Origin of the sequence: Streptomyces sp. NPDC085481, assembly GCF_044541845.1 — a bacterium.
In the GTDB taxonomy this organism is placed as follows: domain Bacteria; phylum Actinomycetota; class Actinomycetes; order Streptomycetales; family Streptomycetaceae; genus Streptomyces.
This window is the reverse complement of record NZ_JBITTJ010000007.1, coordinates 296,644-314,465: the sequence shown is the minus strand read 5'-3', so window position 1 is coordinate 314,465 and position 17,822 is coordinate 296,644. Positions and strand designations below refer to the sequence as shown.

Genomic DNA, 17,822 nt, shown 5'->3' with positions numbered 1-17,822 from the left:
GCGAGAGGACAAAGCCCCTCGCGGGGCTTGGACACCCCCGCGAACGCCGCGGGATGGGCGTCAGTCGGCGCTGCCGAAGGCGGCGTCGAAGGAGGCCGCCGGGGGGTCGAAGTCGAAGCGCCTGAGGTGGGCGAGCGCTTCCGGAGCGCCGGTGAGCCGGTCCATGCCGGCGTCCTCCCACTCCACCGAGATCGGGCCGCCGTAGCCGATCGAGCGCAGCATGCGGAACACGTCCTCCCACGGCACGTCCCCGTGCCCGGCGGAGACGAAGTCCCAGCCGCGCCGCGGGTCGCCCCAGGGCAGATGCGATCCGAGCCGCCCGTTGCGGCCGTCGAGGCGCTTGCGGGCCTCCTTGCAGTCCACGTGGTAGATCCGGTCCCGGAAGTCCCACAGGAAGCCGACCGGGTCCAGGTCCTGCCACACGAAATGGCTGGGGTCGAAGTTCAGCCCGAAGGCCGGACGGCGGCCGACCGCCTCCAGGGCCCGCTCGGTGGTCCAGTAGTCGTAGGCGATCTCGCCGGGATGGACCTCGTGCGCGAAGCGCACGCCTTCGGCGTCGAAGACGTCGAGGATCGGGTTCCAGCGCTCGGCGAAGTCCTCGAAGCCGCGCTCGATCATGCGCGCCGGCACCGGTGGGAACATCGCCACCAGGTGCCAGATCGACGAGCCGGTGAAGCCGACGACGGTGTCGACCCCGAGGGCGGCGGCCGCCCGCGCGGTGTCGGCCAGTTCGCGGGCCGCCCGCCGCCGTACGCCCTCGGCGTCGCCGTCGCCCCAGATGCGGGCCGGCACGATCGCCTGGTGGCGCTCGTCGATCGGATGGTCGCAGACGGCCTGGCCGACCAGGTGGTGGGAGATCGCCCAGCACTTCAGCCCGTACGCGTCGAGCAGTTCCCGCCTGCCCTTCACGTACGCCGGGTCGGCGAGCGCCTTGTCGACCTCGAAGTGGTCGCCCCAGCAGGCGAGTTCGAGACCGTCGTAACCGAAGTCGCGGGCGAGCCGGCAGACCTCCTCCAGGGGGAGGTCCGCCCACTGGCCGGTGAAGAGGGTGAAGGGTCGGGGCACGGGGTCTCCTCTAGTTCGGCGGAGTCTGCGGTACGGGGGTGTAGACGGCGTTGTTCCGCGCGCTCTCCTCCACCGCGGCCAGCACCCGCTGGACCTGCAGCCCGTCGGAGAAGGACGGCGCCGGCACGGTCTTCGAGGCGATCGCGAGGACCAGGTCGCGGGCCTGGTGGGCGAAGGTGTGCTCGTAGCCGAGCGCGTGCCCCGGCGGCCACCAGCCCTCCAGGTACGGGTGGTCGGGCTCGGTCACGAGGATGCGGCGGAACCCGGCCGAGGCGGCCGGCTCGGTGTGGTCGTGGAAGGACAGCTCGTTGAGCCGCTCCAGGTCGAAGGCGAGCGAGCCCCTCTCCCCGTTGATCTCCAGACGGAGCGCGTTCTTGCGGCCCGCGGCCATCCGGGTCGCCTCGAAGGAGGCCAGCGCCCCCGAGGCCAGCCGCCCCGTGAACAGGGCCGCGTCGTCGACCGTCACCGGCCCGTACGCCGCCGGTCCGGCGCTCGCGGACAGCCCGGCGGCGACTCCCGCGAGCAGCGGCCGCTCCCGTACGAAGGTCTCGGTCAGCGCCGACACCCCGACGAGCGGCTCCCCGGCGAGGAACTGGGCGAGGTCCACGGCGTGCGCCCCGAGGTCCCCGAGCGCCCCGGACCCGGCGTGCTCGCGCTCGAGCCGCCAGGTCAGCGGGAAGGCGGGGTCGACCAGCCAGTCCTGGAGGTACGTGACGCGTACGTGCCGCAGCTCACCGAGCCGGCCCTCGGTGACGAGCCGCCGGGCGTACGAAAGGGCGGGCACCCGGCGGTAGTTGAAACCGACCATGGCGACCTGCCCGCGGGCGGCGGCGGCCTCGGCGGCGGCGGCCATCAGCTCCGCCTCGGCGACCGAGTTGGCGAGCGGCTTCTCGCACAGGACGTGCTTGCCGGCCTCCAGGGCGGCGACGGCGATCTCCGCATGGCTGTCGCCCGGCGTGCACACGTCGACGAGCTGGACGTCGTCGCGGGCGACGAGGGCGCGCCAGTCGGTCTCCGCCGCCGCCCAGCCGTGCCGGTCGGCGGCGGCCCGTACGGCGGCGGCGTCACGGCCGGCGACGGCGGCGAGCACCGGCCGCAGCGGGAGGTCGAAGACGCGACCCGCGGTGCGCCAGCCCTGTGAGTGCGCGGCGCCCATGAACGCGTAGCCGACCATCCCGACGCCGAGCGCCGGGGGTGCGGACCCGCTCTCGGTGAGTTCCATACGGTTCCTCCGTTTCGTGGTGCGGGGCGAGCTGCCTGGTCCCGGCGAGGTCAGTTGAAGCCGGTGGGCAGGTATTCGTCGACGTTGTCCTTGGTGACGACGGCCGAGTAGAGGGTGATCGAGGCGGGGATCTCCAGCTCGGACATGCCGCCGACGCCCTTCTTCTGGCCGAGCGCGCGGGCCAGGTCGATGGCGGAGGCGGCCATGGTCGGCGGGTAGAGCACGGTCGCCTTGAGCACGCCGGTGTCGGCCTTGATGGCGTCCATCGCGGACTTGGCGCCGGCGCCGCCGACCATCAGGAAGTCCTTGCGGCCGGCCTGGGCGATGGCCCGCAGGGCGCCCACGCCCTGGTCGTCGTCGTGGTTCCACAGGGCGTCGAACTTCGGCTGGGCCTGGAGGAGTTGGGCCATCCTGGCCTGGCCTGACTCGACGGTGAAGTCGGCGGCCTGGCGGGCCACCTTGGTGATGTTGGGGTAGTTCCTGAGCGCGTCGTCGAAGCCCTGGGTGCGCTGCTTGGTGAGCTCGAGGCTGTCCATGCCGGCGAGTTCGATGACCTTGGCGCCCGGCTTGTCCTTCAGCTGTTCGCCGATGTAGCGGCCGGCGTTGAGGCCCATGCCGTAGTTGTCGCCGCCGATCCAGCAGCGGTAGGCCTGCGGGGAGGCGAAGATCCGGTCCAGGTTGATGACCGGGATGCCGGCCTTCATGGCCTGCAGGCCGACCTGGGTGAGGGCCTTGCCGTCGGCGGGGAGGATGACGACGACGTCGACCTTCTTGTTGATGAGGGTCTGGATCTGGCCGATCTGGGTGGCGGTGTCGTTGGAGCCCTCGGTGATCTCCAGGGTGACGTCGGCGTACTTCCCGGCGCGGTCCTTGGCGTTCTGGTTGATGGCGTTGAGCCAGCCGTGGTCGGCCTGGGGGCCGGCGAAGCCGATGGTGACGGGGGTGCCTGGCTTGTCGTCGGCGGCGGGCACGTTACTCGCCGCGGGCGCCTGGTTCTTCGGCTCGTTGCTGGTGCAGGCGGTGAGCAGGGCACCGGCGGAGACGGCGGCTCCGCCGAAGAGGAGGGATCTGCGACTGGCTGCGGCGCTGAATTCGGGCATGACGGATCGACCCTTCGGGGGGAGGGATGCGGCGAGTCGGACGGAGGGATACGGCGAGTCGGCGGGAGGGGTACGGCGCCGGGTCAGGCGTCGCGGGCGGTGCGGCGCTGGACCAGGACGGCGGCGACGATGATCGCGCCCTTGGCGATCTGCTGGACGTCGCTCTGCAGGTTGTTGAGGGCGAAGATGTTGGTGATCGTGGTGAAGACGAGGACGCCGAGGACGGAGCCGACGATCGTGCCGCGGCCGCCGCTGAGGAGGGTGCCGCCGATGATGGCGGCGGCGATGGCGTCGAGCTCGTACAGGTTGCCGTTGGTGTTCTGTCCCGAGCCGGACAGGACGATCAGCAGGAAGGCGGCGATGCCGCAGCACAGCCCGGAGAGCAGATAGAGGTAGAGCCGCTGGCGGCGGACGTCGATGCCGGCGAGGCGGGCGGCCTCCGCGTTGCCGCCGACGGCGACGGTGCGGCGGCCGAACGTGGTCCGGTTGAGGATCAGCCAGCCGGCGGCGGTGACGGCGGCGAAGACGAGGACCAGCGGCGGGATCCCGAGGACGTACGCGTCGGGGACGCCGAGGTCGAGCACGGACTCGACGGTGACGATCTGGGTGCGGCCGTCGGTGATCTGCAGGGCGAGGCCGCGGGCCGAGGCGAGCATGGCCAGCGTCGCGATGAACGGCACCATCCCGCCGTGCGCGACGAGCAGCCCGTTGACGAGGCCGCAGGCCAGGCCGACGACGAGCGCGGTGAAGAGGATGCCCGCGAAGCCGTACTCCTGGGTGGCGACGGTGGTGGCCCAGACCGAGGCGAGGGCGACGATCGCGCCGACGGAGAGGTCGATGCCGCCGCTGGTGATGACGAAGGTCATGCCGACGGTGACGACGCCGATGACGGAGGCCTGGGTGAGGACGAGCTGGAGGTTGGAGGTGGCCAGGAACTCGGCGGGGCGGGTCAGGCCGCCGACCGCGACCAGCGCGGCGAGCACGCCGAGCAGGGACAGGTTGCGGACGTCGGGCGCGAAGCCGAGCGGGCGCCGGCGGCCCTCCTGTACGGGGGACTTGGCGGTGGACAGCGTCATGCCGCTGGGCTCCCTTCCATCACGAGGTCGAGTACGCGGTGTTCGTCGAGGTCACGGGCGGGTGCGGTGTGCACGACCCGGCCCTCGCGCAGGACCAGGACGCGGTCGGCGAGGCCGAGCACCTCGGGGACCTCGCTGGAGACGAGGAGCACCGCGAGCCCCTCGTCGGCGAGCCGGCGGATCACGGCGTACAGCTCGGCGCGGGCGCCGACGTCCACGCCGCGCGTGGGCTCGTCCAGGAGCAGCACCCGGCAGCCGCGCAGCAGCCAGCGGGCGAGGACGGCCTTCTGCTGGTTGCCGCCCGACAGGGTGCGGATCAGGGCCTCGGGCCGGTCGGGGCGCAGGGAGAGCTCGCGGGTGGCGGTGCGGGCCGCGGCGCGTTCGGCGCCGCGGTCGATCCAGCCGCCGCGCGCGAATCGGCCGAGGGAGGAGACGGACACGTTACGGGTGACCGACTCCAGCATCAGCAGGCCCTGGGCCTTGCGCTCTTCGGGGGCGAGGCCGAGCCCGGCGCGGACGGCGGCCCGGACGCTGCCGGGGGGCAGCGGGCGGCCGTCGACGAGGACCTGTCCGGTGGTGGGGCGGCGGGCGCCGTAGATCGTCTCCAGGATCTCGGAGCGTCCGGAGCCGACCAGCCCGGCGAGGCCGACGATCTCACCGGGCCGCAGCTCCAGGTCGATCGGCGCGAACTCGCCCTTGCGGGACAGGCCCTGGGCCTTGAGGACGGGTTCGGTGCGCGGCGGCTCCGCGGGGCGGTCGGGGAACACGTACGGGACGTCCCGGCCGGTCATCAGGGCGACGATCTCGCTGGTGGGTGTGGCGGCGGCGGGAAGCCCGCCGGCTACGGCCCGGCCGTCCTTGAGGACGGTGACCCGGTCGCCGATCCTGCGGATCTCCTCCAGGCGGTGGGAGATGTAGACGACGGCGACTCCGTCGGCGGTGAGTCCTTCGACGATGCGGAAGAGGTTGTCGACCTCGTCGGGGTCGAGCGCGGCGGACGGCTCGTCCATGACGATGAGCCGGACGTCGTGGGAGAGCGCCCTGGCCATGGAGACGATCTGCCGCTGGGCGGCGGAGAGTTCGCCGACGAGCCGGGCGGGGTCGACCTCGGGGTGGCCGAGGCGGGCGAGCAGGGCGGCGGTGGCGGAGCGTGCGGTGCGGGTGCGGACGACGAAGCCGGCTGTGGTGGGCTCGTGGCCGAGGTGGACGTTCTCGGCGACGGAGAGCCCTTCGACGAGGTCGAGCTCCTGGTAGATGGTGGCGATGCCGAGTCGCACGGCGGCGCTCGGCGAGCGGAGGCGGACGGGGTCGCCGCGCCAGGTGATGTGGCCTGCGTCGGGCTGGTGGGCGCCGGCGAGGACCTTGATGAGGGTGGACTTTCCGGCGCCGTTCTGGCCGAGGAGGCAGTGGACTTCACCGGAGCGGACCTCCAGGTCCACGCCGTCGAGGGCGCGGACGCCGGGGAAGGACTTGGTGATTTCGGACATGGTGAGCAGGGGTGGGGGCGGTTCTGGGGCCATGACGGAGTTCCCCTCGGCGGGTGCGAGTGGGTGCTGGTTGAGCCGGCCGGGCCACCAGGCGACGGCGGGGCCCGGCGGCGCGGCGCGCGGCGGGTAGCGCGCGGCGGGTAGCGCGCGGCGGGTAGCGCGCGGCGGGTAGCGCGCGGCGGGTAGCGCGCGGCGGGTAGCGCGCGGCGGGTGACGGACGACAGACGGCAGGCGGCGGACGGCGGGGGGTTACGCCGGTGAGAAGACGTGGTCGCTGATGAGGCGGGCCGCGCCGATGACGCCGGCGGCGTGGCCCAGCTCGCCCAGGACGATGGGGAGGTTGCCGGTGGCCAGCGGCAGGGACTGCCGGTAGACCTGGGTGCGGATACTGGCGAGGAGGTGGTGACCGAGGCCGGTGACACCGCCGCCGATCACCACCAGACCGGGGTTGAAGAAGCTGACGAGTCCGGCGATGACCTGCCCGACCCGGTTGCCGCCCTCACGGATGAGGGCGAGCGAGGCGGCGTCTCCGGCGGCCGCGGCCGCGGCGACGTCGACGGCGGTGAGCCGGCCGGCCGTGTCGAGGCGCGCGGCGAGCTCCTCCGACCTGCCGCCGCGCGCCGCTTCCCCGGCGTCGCGGGCCAGGGCTGCACCGCTGAAGTGGGCTTCCAGGCAGCCCCTGTTGCCGCAGGCGCAGGGGTGGCCGTCGGGGTCGACCTGGATGTGTCCGATGTCGCCGGCGCTGCCCGTCGTACCGCGGTAGACGGTTCCGCCGACGACGATGCCGCAGCCGATGCCGGTGCCGATCTTGACGCACAGGAAGTCGCCCACGGATCGGGCGACGCCCGCGTGCTGCTCCCCCATGGCCATGAGGTTCACGTCGTTGTCGACCATGACCGGGCAGCCGAGCTCCTGGCTGAGCGCCTCCCGTACGGGGAAGCCGTCCCAGCCCGGCATGATCGGCGGGGCGACGGGCACGCCCTCGGGGAAGCGGACGGGGCCGGGGACGCCGATCCCGGCACCGTCGAAGCCCTCGGCGAGCCCGGAGGCGCGCAGCTTCGCCGCCATCGCCAGGACCTGCTCGAAGATCGCGACGGGGCCCTCGCGGACGTCCATCGGGTGGTTGAGGTGCCCGAGCACCTCCAACTCGGCGTTGGTGACGGCGACATCGATGGAGGTGGCGCCGATGTCGATGCCGAGGAAGCGGAGTTCGGGCGCGAGCCGGATGTTGTGGGAGCGGCGTCCGCCGCGCGAGGCGGCGAGGCCGTCCGCGACGACGAGGCCGGTGTCGAGCAGCCGGTCGACCTCGACGGCGAGCTTGGAGCGCGAGAGGTCGACCTGATCGCCCAGCTGCGCACGGGAGTTGGGGCCTCCGTCGCGCAGCAGCCGGAGGAGTCGCGCCTGGTGGGCGTTGGCGGGTCGTGCCGTCATGCGTCTCACGCGCCCCTCCCCTGTCGGTCTTCGCCGCGCTCTGCGTCGGGCTTTCGAGGGGAACGTAGCAGCGGTGTCCCGGGGTGGGAAGAAGTTGCGCAGGAATCGGCACCCACTTTTTCCCGAGTGAGGACAAAGCGCGGTGTGGCGGCTCAGCGCACCGCGGTCAGCCGGGCCGAGACGACCACGTTCCCCTCGTACCCGCCGTCCGGCGCGTAGCGGCCGCCGCAGGTGATCAGGCGCAGTTCCGGGGTGCCGGTGGCGCCGTAGACGCGGTCGGCGGGGAAGGCGTCCTTGGGGACGACCTCGATGCCGTACACGGTGAAGACGGCGGTGCGGCCGTCGGTGCGGGCGATCTCGACGCTGCGGCCCCTGGCGAGCGCCCCGAGGTCGTAGAAGACGCCGCGGCCCTCGGGGGTGTCGACATGGCCGACGACGACGGCGGTGCCGCTCTGACCGGGCGTCACGGCGCCGCCGAACCAGCCGGCGAGGTTGCGGTCGTACGGGGACGGGGCCTCGATCCAGCCTTCGGCGTCCAGGCCCACCCGCGCCACCGGCGCGTCGATGCGGACGGCGGGCACCCGGACGCGTACGGGCGGCGAGGCGGGCAGCGGACCCGGGGCGGCCACGACGGCCGCGGTACGGGCGGCGCCGGGCGCCGCGGCGGCCAGGGGCTGCGGCGGTCCGCCGGAACGCCACTCCTCCGTACCGCCGCGCACCAGATGGACTCCTACGAGGAGGACGACGGCGACGACGCCCCAGGCGCCGCGCCGGCGGCCCGGGTCGGTCCAGCCGTGCACGTCTTCCCTCGCTCTTCTGGTGCTTCTGGTGCTCCTGGTGCTTCTGGTGCTTCTGGTGCTTCTGGTGCTCCTCGTGAAGGGCGGCGCTCGCCGTGGCGCCCCTCCGTCCCGGACCTCGTCACTCCGGGACGGAGGGGCCGTCTCAGGCCCGGGTCCGGGTCGTCAGGACCCGGTTTTGTCGCGGCGGCGCATCAGGACGACGGCGGCGCCGAGCGCGCCCACGATGAGCACCGCGCCGGTGACGACCTCGGTGGTGCCGATCGAGTCGGAGCCGCCGCCGGGGCCGAAACCCGCCTTGACGCCCTTGTGGGCGCCGGTGCCGGAACGGTCCGTGGAGCCGCCGCCGGCGATGGTGATCGGGGTGGTGCCGCGTTCGCCCTTGCAGTCGAAGGTGACCTCGTACTGGGCGCCGGCCTTGGCCTCGAAGTCGACGGTGGCGGTGCCCTGGCGGCCCTCGGTGAGGGTGACGGTGTCGAAGACGCCGGACTCGACGGTCACGGAGGGCACCTCGCAGCCGTCGGCCTTGAGGGTGACGGTGTCCCCGGGAGCGACGGTCGCGGGGGTGACGGAGAAGCCGAACGAGGTGATGTCGTGTCCGGTGCCGGCCGGCGGGGCGCCGCCGTCGTCCGCCAGGGCCGCGGGCGCGGCGAGGACGAGCGCGGCGGCGGTGGCGAGGGGGGCGAGCAGGGCTGCGGAAGCGGCGCGTATCGCGCGCATGGCGATCCTCCAGATCACGCGTGGGCGGACGCGGAGGGTTTCCGCGGGCGGGCCGGTGAAGACCCTCGCCGCGTTCGAAGCTAGGCGTGCCCCCGGCACCCCGCCACCGGGCTCCGCCGAACGGGCGCACGCCGTGCGCGGGAGGCCGTACGGACGGGGAGCACACCGTGCCCGACGGCCCTACGGGATGCGGACGACCTGTCCCGCGTAGGAGAGGTTTCCGCCGAAGCCGAAGAGCAGGACCGGGGCGCCGGAGGGGAGTTCGCCGCGTTCGACCAGCTTGGACAGGGCGAGCGGTACGGAGGCGGCGGAGGTGTTGCCCGAGTCGACGACGTCGCGGGCGACGACCGCGTTGACCGCGCCGATCTTCGCGGCGAGCGGCTCGACGATCCGCAGGTTGGCCTGGTGGAGCACCACGCCGGCCAGCTCCTCGGGGCGGGTCCCGGAGCGTTCGCAGGCCTGGCGGGCGAGCGCGGGCAGCTGCTGGGTGGCCCAGCGGTAGACGGACTGGCCCTCCTGCGCGAAGCGCGGCGGGGTGCCCTCGATCCGCACGGCGTGGCCCATCTCGGGTACGGAGCCCCACAGGACGGGCCCGATGGCCCCAGTGTCGGTGTCGGTCGCCTCGACGACGGCGGCGCCCGCGCCGTCGCCGACCAGGACGCAGGTGGTGCGGTCGGTCCAGTCGGTGACGTCGGTCATCTTGTCGGCGCCGATCACCAGGGCGCGGCGCGCGCCCCCGGCCCGTACGGCGTGGTCGGCGGTGGCGAGCGCGTGGGTGAAGCCGGCGCAGACCACGTTCAGGTCCATGGTGGCGGGCGAGCCCATGCCGAGCCGGGCGGCGACGCGGGCGGCGGTGTTGGGCGAGCGGTCGATCGCGGTGGAGGTGGCGACCAGGACCAGGTCGATGTCGCCGGGGGCGAGCCCGGCGGCCGCGAGGGCCTTGCCGGCGGCGTGCGCGGCGAGTTCGTCGACCGGCTCCTCCGGCCCGGCGATGTGCCGGGTGCGGATGCCGACGCGGCTGGTGATCCAGTCGTCGCTGGTGTCGACCAGGGCGGCCAGGTCGTCGTTGGTGAGCACCTTGGCGGGCTGGTAGTGCCCGAGCGCGGCGATTCGAGTGCCCGTCATGCCCGGGACCCCCTTGGTGGTTGGTTCGTCCGGCAGGACCACCCAGTCTCGCCAGCGACTGATGGGTAACAGGTGACGTAAACCACCAACATTCACCCGAAGTGCCTGTCCGACCGTGACAAGAGGACAATGGGCCGGTCAGGCCACTCACGGCTTACCGCGCGGACAGAATCGAGTGCAGCCTCATGGGACGGGTCACCGAGCGACGGCGTGTCGTGCGCATCAGGGGCGGGGCGGTGAACGAGCGGCCGGACACCCTGGTGGCGGAGGAACCGCTGGAGATCCGGCTGAACGGCCGGCCGATCGCGATCACCATGCGCACCCCGGGCGACGACTTCGCCCTCGCGGCCGGGTTCCTGGTCAGCGAGGGGGTGCTCGCGGCCGCGTCGGACGTGCGGAACATCGTGTACTGCGCGGGCGCGAAGGACGACGGCTCGAACACGTACAACGTGGTGGACGTGCAGCTGGCGCCGGGTGTGCCGGTTCCCGACATCACGCTGGAGCGAAACGTCTACACCACCTCGTCGTGCGGCCTGTGCGGCAAGGCCAGCCTGGACGCGGTGCGCACCACGGCGCGCTTCCCGATCGCCGACGCTCCTCCGCTGCGGCTCACGCCCGCGTTCCTCGCCGCCCTGCCGGACCGGCTGCGGGCGGCGCAGCGGGTCTTCGACCGGACCGGGGGGCTGCACGCCGCGGCACTGTTCTCCGAGGACGGCGAGCTGCTCGACGTACGGGAGGACGTGGGCCGGCACAACGCCGTGGACAAGCTGGTGGGGCGGGCTCTGCGCGAGGGCCTGTTGCCGCTGGGGCGGGCGGTGCTGCTCGTGTCGGGGCGGGCCTCGTTCGAGCTGGCGCAGAAGGCGGTCATGGCGGGCGTTCCGGTGCTCGCCGCGGTGTCGGCGCCGTCCTCGCTCGCCGTGGACCTGGCGGCGGAGTCGGGTCTGACCCTGGTCGGCTTCCTGCGCGGTCAGGACATGAACGTGTACGCGGGCGAGCACCGCATCGCGCTGGAGCCGGCCCTCTAGGTGTGGGCCGGCCTCGGTCAGGTCCGTCCCTGGTTCCTGGGTGGGTCGATCATCTGGAGTTCGAGGGTCACCGGGGGCGGGGCGATGCCGGGGCCGCCGGCCTCGGTCCAGGCGAGGATGTCGTCGAGGCAGTCGTCGTCGGCGCTCCAGCCGATCCAGGCGGCCCGGCCGCCCCGGCGCCGGCCCTCGGTGGAGGGCTGGACCACGACGACGTTGGCCTGGGCGCAGGGCCCGAGGCAGTCGCTGGTACGGACGAGCAGCCGGCCGCCGGAGGCCGCGGCGGCCTCGCGGAGGCGGGTGAGCTGGCCGTCGTGGTCCTGGCCCGGGTTCTTGCCGGCGTCGCCGCAGCAGCAGCCACGGCAGACGACGAGGGAGCAGGGGCGGGCCCCGTAACGTATCGGCACCCGGGTCACTCGGACCCGTCCAGGGTGATGGCGTCGGCAGGGGCGACGGTGCCGAGGCGCGGGAAGTCCAGCCGGACGGAGGCGTGGTGCTCGTCGGCGGTGAGGGCGGTCATGGCGTCCTCGGCGAAGACGAGGTCGTAGCCGAGGTCGAGGGCGGCGCGGGCGGTGGACTCGACGCCGAGGTTGGTGGCGATGCCGCCGAAGACGAGGGTGGCGGTGCCGTGCTCGGCCAGGACCTCCTGGAGCCCGGTGCCCTGGAAGCCGCCGATGGTGCGCTTGACGACGACGGCGTCGCCCTCGTGGACGAGCTCGGCGACGAGGTCGCTGCCGGGCGGCTGGACATCGACGCCGGGCCGCTCGACGCGGATGTGGACGACGGGCGCGCCGGCGGCGCGGAACGTGCGGGCGAGCCGGTCGGCCACGGCGAGGACGTCGGTGCCGGGGCGGGGGGCCAGGGGCAGCGCGACGATGCGTTCCATCAGGTCGACGAGGACGAGCGCGGTGCGGCCGGGATCGAGTGCGGGCATGGGAGCACCGTAGCGGTCCCGATGATCATCGCGGGGCGGCCGGGGATGTGATCCCGCCAACGGGCGCCGCGGGCGCGGGGGCGGCCGGCGCGGAGGCGGCCGGCGCGGAGGCGGCCGGCGCGGGGACGGACGGCGCGGAGGCGGCCGGCGCGGGGACGGACGGCGCGGAGGCGGCCGGCGCGGGGACGGACGGCGCGGAGGCGGCCGGCGCGGGGACGCGTTCGTGTTCCTCGGCGGATTCGCCGGGCGTCTGCTCCTGCTCGGCGGCGGCCCCGGTCGCGCCGTGCTCTGTGGCGGCCTGCTCGACGGCCTCCGGGTCCCGGGACCTGCGCTTGGCGATCACCGCGCAGACCATCAGCTGCATCTGGTGGAAGAGCATCAGCGGCAGTACGGCCAGCGAGGCGTGAGCGCCGAACAGCACGCCGGCCATCGGCAGGCCGGCCGCCAGGCTCTTCTTCGAACCGGCGAACTGGATCGCGACGCGGTCCCCGCGCGTGAACCCGAGCCGCTTCGAGCCGTACCAGGTCAGCGTCAGCATCGCCGCGAGCAGCACCGCCTCCACGAGGACGAGGAGTCCGAGCCTCGCCGGGGTCACCACGTGCCAGACGCCGTGGGTCATGCCGGCGCTGAAGGCCGTGTAGACGACGAGCAGGATCGAGCCCCGGTCGACGTATCCGAGCACCTTCTTGTGGCGGGTCAGGAAGCCGCCGACCCAGCGGCGCGTCAGCTGCCCGGCGAGGAACGGCACCAGGAGCTGGAGCACGATCTTCATCAGCGAGTCGGCCGAGAAGCCGCCCGCGCCGTTGCCGAGGAGGAACGCGGTGAGCAGCGGGGTGAGCACGATCCCGGCGAGGGAGGAGAAGGAGCCCGCGCAGATCGCGGCGGGCACGTTGCCGCGGGCGATCGAGGTGAACGCGATCGACGACTGGATGGTGGACGGCACCAGGCAGAGGAAGAGCAGGCCGCTGTAGAGGTCGGGGGCGAGCAGCGTCGGCACGAGTGCCTTCGCCGCGAGGCCGAGCAGCGGGAAGGCCACGAAGGTGCAGGCGAGCACGGTGGCGTGGAGTCGCCAGTGCTTGATTCCGTCCAGCGCCTCGCGGGTGGAGAGCCTCGCCCCGTAGAGGAAGAACAGCAGCGCGATGGCGGCCGTCGAGGCGCCCGACGCCACCGTCGCGCCCGTCCCCGAGGCGGGGAGCAGCGCGGCCAGACCGACCGTGGCGAGCAGCGCCAGGATGAACGGGTCGACCGGCAGCCAGGACGGCAGATGGGGCCTGCGGGGCGTGCGCGTGTGCATGCGTCCATCCTGCTCGACGGATCGGCGATCGGGAATCCCGTACAGCGCACTGACTGTCATCACGAATCGCGATAACGTCCCGGGTGTGAGCGCGACCGTGTACGAGCCGAGCCTGCTGCGCACCTTCCTGGCGGTCGCGCAGACCCTGAGCTTCACCCAGGCCGCGCGGCGGCTCGGGCTGCGCCAGTCGACGGTGAGCCAGCACGTGCGGCGACTGGAGGAGGCGACGGGCCGGCCCCTGTTCGTCCGGGACACGCACGGTGTGGAGCTGACCGAGGACGGCGAGGCGATGCTCGGCTTCGCCCGCACCATCCTTCAGGCGCACGAACGGGCGGCGGCCTACTTCACCGGGACCCGGCTGCGCGGCCGGCTGCGCTTCGGGGCGTCGGAGGACTTCGTGACGACCCGGCTGCCGGAGATCCTGGAGGCGTTCCGGCGCGAGCATCCGGAGGTGGACCTGGAGCTCACGGTGGAGCTGTCCGGGACGCTCCAGGCCCGTCTGGAGGCCGGGCGGCTCGATCTGATCCTGGCCAAGCGGCGCGGCGAGCCGGGCGGCGGGGGCGAGGGCGAGGGCGAGCTGGTCTGGCAGGACACGCTGGTGTGGATCGGTTCGCCGCGGCTGCGGCTGGATCCGGAGCGGCCGGTGCCGCTGATCGTCTTCCCGCCGCCGGGGATCACCCGGGCCCGGGCCCTGGAGGCGCTCCAGGGGCAGGGGCGGCCCTGGCGGATCTCCTGTACGAGTTCGAGCCTGAGCGCGAACGTCGCGGCGGCCCGGGCCGGGCTCGGCGTGATGGCGCACACCCGTGGCCTGGTCCCGCCAGGCCTGGTCGAGGTCCCGGCCCGGGCGGGGCTCCCCGAGCTCGGCTCGGTCGACTTCGTGCTCCGCAAGGGGCGGCGGCGCGGCTCGACCCAGGAGGCGGCGGACGCCCTGGCCGCGGCGATCCTGGCGGGCGGCGACCGCCTGCACCGGCCGCGCTGACGGCGGCGGCGACCGCCCGAGCCGGCCGTGCTGACACCGTCGGCATCCGGCCACGCGGAAGTCGGCGGCGGCCAACCGCGGAGAGGCGCACGGCGCCGTCTCGCGGCCCCCCGGTGATCGCTCCGTACAGATTCGGTGGAGATTCGGGCCCGCGCGGCCCACCGGCGGGCCGGCAACGGGCCCGGCGAGTCGTTCACTTGCCCGGCTCCCACCGCTGACCTGTGGATACGGCCAATGTCGCGGCTTGGTGAAGGCCCTCCCGCCCGGCAGCGCCGTGGGGTACCGTCACCGGCGCCGTACGGATCGCGACATCGAGCGGGCGAGGAGCAGGTCAGTGCGCGAGTTCACCGTGCCGCCCGTCGAGGCGGCGCCTCAGGTCGGCGGTCTGGCGGACGCCGTGTTCGACCACGCCGAGCAGCAGCCTGACCGGATCACGCTCGGCCGCAAGGATGCCTGGGGTCGCTGGCAGGACGTGACGGCCGCCCGGTTCCGCGACGAGGTCCTGGGCCTCGCCAAGGGGCTGATCGCCCAGGGCGTGCGGTTCGGCGACCGGGTCGCGATCATGTCGCGGACCCGCTACGAGTGGACGCTGTTCGACTTCGCGCTGTGGACCCTCGGCGCGCAGTCCGTCCCGGTGTATCCGACCTCCTCCGCGGAGCAGGTCTTCTGGATGCTGTACGACGCCGAGGTCACGGCGTGCGTGGTCGAACACGAGGACCACGCGATGACGATCGGTTCGGTGGTCGACCGGCTGCCCCGGCTCCAGCGGCTGTGGCAGCTCGACGCGGGCGAGGGCGCGGTCGCCGAGCTGACGGCGGCGGGTGCGGACATCGACGAGGAGGTGGTGCACCGGCACCGGCGGGCGGTGACGCCCGAGTCGGTGGCGACGGTGATCTACACCTCGGGGACCACGGGCCGCCCCAAGGGCTGTGTGATCACCCACGCGAACTTCATGTTCGAGACGGACATGCTGATCGGCCGCTGGGAGCCGGTCTTCCACTCCAAGCCCGGCGACGAGGCCTCCACGCTGCTCTTCCTTCCCCTGGCGCACGTCTTCGGGCGGATGGTGGAGGTCGCGGCGATCCGCAGCGGGGTGAAGCTGGGCCACCAGCCGGTGCTCGCCGCCGCCGAGCTGCTGCCGGATCTGGCGGCGTTCCGGCCGAGCTTCGTGCTCGCCGTGCCGTACATCTTCGAGAAGATCTTCAACGCGGCGCGGCGCAGAGCCGAGTCCGAGGGCAGGCGGGGCCCGTTCGACAAGGCCGTGGACGTGGCGGTCCGCTACGCGGAGGCCCTTGAGCACAAGGCGTTCGGCCTCGGCCCGGGCCCCTCGGCGGGGCTGCGGATGCAGCACCAGTTCTTCGAGAAGACGGTGTACGGGAGGGTCCGCGAGGCGCTCGGCGGCCGGGTGCGGCACGCGATGTCCGGCGGCTCGGGGATGGACCGCAGGCTCGGCCTGTTCTTCGAGGGCGCGGGGGTCACCGTCTTCGAGGGGTACGGCCTGACGGAGTCCTCGGCGGCGGCCACGGCGAACCCGCCGGAGCGCACCAAGTACGGCACGGTGGGCCAGCCGGTGCCGGGCACGACGGTGCACATCGCGGAGGACGGCGAGGTGTGGCTGCACGGCGGCCACGTCTTCTCCGGCTATCTGAACAATCCGCAGGCGACCGGTGCCGTCCTGAACGACGGCTGGCTGGCCACCGGTGACCTGGGGTCGCTCGACGAGGACGGGTATCTGACGATCACCGGGCGCAAGAAGGAGATCCTGGTGACCTCGGGCGGCAAGAGCGTCGCCCCGGCGGGCCTGGAGGAGCGGGTGCGGGCGCATCCGCTGGTGGCCCAGTGCATCGTGGTGGGCAACGACCGGCCTTTCGTGGCCGCCCTGGTGACGCTGGACCAGGAGGCGGTGGAGCACTGGCTGGCGATGCAGAACCGGCCGCCGCTGCCGCCGGCCGAGCTGGTGCGGGACACGACCCTGGAGACGGAGATCCGGCGGGCCGTGGTGGCGGCGAACGTGGCGGTGTCGCAGGCGGAGTCGATCCGCACCTTCCGGATCCTGGCACACCCGTTCAGCGAGGAGCACGGGCTGCTCACGCCCTCCCTGAAGCTGAAGCGGAAGTCGATCGAGAAGGCGTACGCAGCGGAGGTCGACGCGCTGTACGGCTGACCGCCGGCACCCCCGGCCCTCCCCCGCACAAGCCTTCCGACACCTCCTGACGCATCATCAATTGATACTGCATCAGTTATTGACGGCTCGTCAGGTCCCTCACAGAATGCGGTCACCCGACGGAGGGATGACCGACCGTGTCCAGAGCACTGCGCACCCTCGCCGCGGCAGCGGCGGCCCTGCTCCTCGCCACCGCCTGCAACTCCGCCTCCACCGGCGGCGTTTCGGCCAAGCCGGGCGACTCCCGCGGCACGGTACGCGGAGTGACCGCGGAAACGGTCAAGGTCGGCGGCATCGTCTCCATGACCAGCGCCAGCGGCTACTCCAAGAAGGACACGGACCTCGGCGCCCGGGCCCGCTACGACCGGGCCAACGCCGAAGGCGGGATCAACGGGCGCCGCATCGAGTACCTGGGCGCCGAGGACGACGGTCAGGACCCCTCCCGCAACCTCGCCGCCGCCCGCGAACTGGTCCAGCAGGAGAAGGTGTTCGCCGTCGCGCCCATGAGCTCCGTGACCTTCGCGGGCGCCGACTTCCTCGACTCCCAGGCCGTGCCCACCGTCGGCTGGGGCACCCTCCCCTCCTTCTGCGGCCCGAAGCACATCTACGGCTTCAACGGCTGCCTCGTCCCCACCCCCGGCGGCACCCTCAACCAGACCTGGCCCGAGGGCCTCGCCACGATCCTCGGCGGCGCGAAGGGCCGCTCGGTGGCGCTGATCGCGGGCGACAGCGACGCCGGCCGGTTCGGCATCCGTACCTTCACCCAGGGGTTCAGGGCCGCCGGCTTCGACCTCGCCTACGCCAGGGCGTCCGTGCCCGCCACCTCGCTGCCGAGCGACTGGTCCGCGTACACGAAGGAGATCCTGCGCTCCGGTCCCGGCGGCAAGGCCCCCGACGCGGTCGTGTCGGTGATGCAGACCCCGTACAACATCGGCCTGTTCACCGCCCTCAAGCGGGCCGGGTACCAGGGCGTGCTCTCCGACCCGACCGACTACGACCCCGGGCTGCTCGCCAAGGACGCCACCCGGCAGGCCCTCGACGGCGTCGTCGTGCTGCTGCAGTTCCAGCCCTTCGAGTCCGACAGCCCGGCGATGCGCCGGTTCAAAGCGGACATCCGCAAGGCGGCGGGCGGCAAGGAGATCCCGCTGAACATGCACATGCTCACCGGCTACATGTCGGCCGACCTCTTCCTCGCCATCGCCGCCAAGGCGGGCAAGGAGCTCACCGTCGAGTCCTTCCAGAAGGCCGCCGCCGGCTTCTCCGACACGGGCACGCTCGTCGGCGACCGGGCCGAACCCAAGGGCCAGAAGGAGAGCTTCGGCTGCGGCGCGCTCGTCCGGCTGACGGACGGGCGGTACGAGGTGGCCGTGCCGTTCCGCTGCTACCCGCCCATCCCGTTCGGGTAA

At 73.2% G+C, this 17,822-nt stretch carries 15 protein-coding genes and 1 pseudogene; 4 read left to right on the top strand and 12 right to left on the bottom strand.

The annotated features are described in order from the left end of the window. Positions 1 to 60: 60 nt before the first annotated feature. The 9 genes from ACIGEZ_RS17970 to ACIGEZ_RS17930 form a co-directional block, all read right to left on the bottom strand. A complete protein-coding gene (locus ACIGEZ_RS17970) occupies positions 61 to 1,065 on the bottom strand; it encodes a sugar phosphate isomerase/epimerase family protein (protein WP_399832008.1) in 1,005 nt (334 codons plus the stop codon). Positions 1,066 to 1,075: 10 nt separating this feature from the next. Continuing rightward, positions 1,076 to 2,287, bottom strand: a complete 1,212-nt coding sequence (locus ACIGEZ_RS17965) for a Gfo/Idh/MocA family protein (protein ID WP_399832007.1) — start codon at positions 2,285 to 2,287, stop codon at positions 1,076 to 1,078. A gap of 50 nt (positions 2,288 to 2,337) precedes the next feature. Beyond that, entirely contained in the window at positions 2,338 to 3,387 is a 1,050-nt protein-coding gene (locus ACIGEZ_RS17960) for a substrate-binding domain-containing protein (RefSeq protein ID WP_399832006.1), read from the bottom strand. 83 nt (positions 3,388 to 3,470) lie between these two features. Next, on the bottom strand, positions 3,471 to 4,463 hold the full coding sequence (locus ACIGEZ_RS17955; RefSeq protein ID WP_399832004.1) for an ABC transporter permease: 993 nt from the start codon (positions 4,461 to 4,463) through the stop codon (positions 3,471 to 3,473). After that, positions 4,460 to 5,983: a sugar ABC transporter ATP-binding protein gene (locus ACIGEZ_RS17950; RefSeq protein ID WP_399832002.1), complete on the bottom strand. Its 1,524-nt coding sequence runs from the start codon at positions 5,981 to 5,983 to the stop codon at positions 4,460 to 4,462. The genes ACIGEZ_RS17955 and ACIGEZ_RS17950 overlap by 4 nt, the downstream gene beginning before the upstream one ends. Positions 5,984 to 6,199: 216 nt before the next feature. Then, positions 6,200 to 7,381 carry an ROK family protein gene (locus ACIGEZ_RS17945; protein ID WP_399832000.1) on the bottom strand — a complete coding sequence of 394 codons (1,182 nt, stop codon included), beginning with the start codon at positions 7,379 to 7,381 and terminating at the stop codon, positions 6,200 to 6,202. A gap of 152 nt (positions 7,382 to 7,533) precedes the next feature. After that, positions 7,534 to 8,181: a class F sortase gene (locus ACIGEZ_RS17940; RefSeq protein WP_399831998.1), complete on the bottom strand. Its 648-nt coding sequence runs from the start codon at positions 8,179 to 8,181 to the stop codon at positions 7,534 to 7,536. 162 nt (positions 8,182 to 8,343) lie between these two features. Beyond that, the gene (locus ACIGEZ_RS17935) at positions 8,344 to 8,898 is read right to left on the bottom strand and encodes a hypothetical protein (RefSeq protein ID WP_399831996.1); all 555 of its coding nucleotides are present in this window, start codon (positions 8,896 to 8,898) and stop codon (positions 8,344 to 8,346) included. Between the two features lie 180 nt (positions 8,899 to 9,078). Next, entirely contained in the window at positions 9,079 to 10,023 is a 945-nt protein-coding gene (locus ACIGEZ_RS17930) for a beta-ketoacyl-ACP synthase III (RefSeq protein WP_399831995.1), read from the bottom strand. Positions 10,024 to 10,208: 185 nt separating this feature from the next. On the opposite strand from ACIGEZ_RS17930, the gene fdhD reads away from it, so the two are divergent. Continuing rightward, the gene (gene fdhD / locus ACIGEZ_RS17925; RefSeq protein WP_399831993.1) at positions 10,209 to 11,048 is read left to right on the top strand and encodes a formate dehydrogenase accessory sulfurtransferase FdhD; all 840 of its coding nucleotides are present in this window, start codon (positions 10,209 to 10,211) and stop codon (positions 11,046 to 11,048) included. Positions 11,049 to 11,065: 17 nt separating this feature from the next. Here fdhD and ACIGEZ_RS17920 read toward each other — a convergent pair whose 3' ends face one another. The 3 genes and pseudogenes from ACIGEZ_RS17920 to ACIGEZ_RS17910 form a co-directional block, all read right to left on the bottom strand. Further along, complete coding sequence (locus ACIGEZ_RS17920; RefSeq protein ID WP_399831991.1) at positions 11,066 to 11,461, bottom strand: (2Fe-2S) ferredoxin domain-containing protein; 396 nt, start codon at positions 11,459 to 11,461, stop codon at positions 11,066 to 11,068. Beyond that, positions 11,458 to 11,979, bottom strand: coding sequence for an isochorismatase family protein (locus tag ACIGEZ_RS17915; protein ID WP_399831989.1), 522 nt, complete (start codon positions 11,977 to 11,979; stop codon positions 11,458 to 11,460). Before ACIGEZ_RS17915 ends, ACIGEZ_RS17920 begins: the two co-directional genes overlap by 4 nt. A 262-nt stretch (positions 11,980 to 12,241) precedes the next feature. After that, positions 12,242 to 13,273 (bottom strand): annotated as a pseudogene (locus ACIGEZ_RS17910) (bile acid:sodium symporter family protein); the annotation flags it as partial. A gap of 97 nt (positions 13,274 to 13,370) precedes the next feature. Here ACIGEZ_RS17910 and ACIGEZ_RS17905 point away from each other — a divergent pair. The 3 genes from ACIGEZ_RS17905 (at position 13,371) to ACIGEZ_RS17895 (ending at position 17,822) form a co-directional block, all read left to right on the top strand. After that, a complete protein-coding gene (locus ACIGEZ_RS17905) occupies positions 13,371 to 14,252 on the top strand; it encodes a LysR substrate-binding domain-containing protein (protein ID WP_399832155.1) in 882 nt (293 codons plus the stop codon). A 334-nt stretch (positions 14,253 to 14,586) separates the two neighbouring features. Then, entirely contained in the window at positions 14,587 to 16,416 is a 1,830-nt protein-coding gene (locus tag ACIGEZ_RS17900; RefSeq protein WP_399831987.1) for an AMP-dependent synthetase/ligase, read from the top strand. A 137-nt stretch (positions 16,417 to 16,553) separates the two neighbouring features. Further along, the gene (locus ACIGEZ_RS17895) at positions 16,554 to 17,822 is read left to right on the top strand and encodes an ABC transporter substrate-binding protein (protein WP_399831986.1); all 1,269 of its coding nucleotides are present in this window, start codon (positions 16,554 to 16,556) and stop codon (positions 17,820 to 17,822) included.

What these genes read in the sequence shown, in the direction of transcription:
- fdhD (WP_399831993.1), top strand. Translation starts at nt 10,209, where the DNA reads ATGGGACGGGTCACCGAGCGACGGCGTGTCGTGCGCATCAGGGGCGGG.
- ACIGEZ_RS17965 (WP_399832007.1), bottom strand. Translation starts at nt 2,287, where the DNA reads ATGGAACTCACCGAGAGCGGGTCCGCACCCCCGGCGCTCGGCGTCGGG.
- ACIGEZ_RS17955 (WP_399832004.1), bottom strand. Translation starts at nt 4,463, where the DNA reads ATGACGCTGTCCACCGCCAAGTCCCCCGTACAGGAGGGCCGCCGGCGC.
- ACIGEZ_RS17930 (WP_399831995.1), bottom strand. Translation starts at nt 10,023, where the DNA reads ATGACGGGCACTCGAATCGCCGCGCTCGGGCACTACCAGCCCGCCAAG.
- ACIGEZ_RS17915 (WP_399831989.1), bottom strand. Translation starts at nt 11,979, where the DNA reads ATGCCCGCACTCGATCCCGGCCGCACCGCGCTCGTCCTCGTCGACCTG.
- ACIGEZ_RS17950 (WP_399832002.1), bottom strand. Translation starts at nt 5,983, where the DNA reads ATGGCCCCAGAACCGCCCCCACCCCTGCTCACCATGTCCGAAATCACC.
- ACIGEZ_RS17935 (WP_399831996.1), bottom strand. Translation starts at nt 8,898, where the DNA reads ATGCGCGCGATACGCGCCGCTTCCGCAGCCCTGCTCGCCCCCCTCGCC.
- ACIGEZ_RS17945 (WP_399832000.1), bottom strand. Translation starts at nt 7,381, where the DNA reads ATGACGGCACGACCCGCCAACGCCCACCAGGCGCGACTCCTCCGGCTG.
- ACIGEZ_RS17960 (WP_399832006.1), bottom strand. Translation starts at nt 3,387, where the DNA reads ATGCCCGAATTCAGCGCCGCAGCCAGTCGCAGATCCCTCCTCTTCGGC.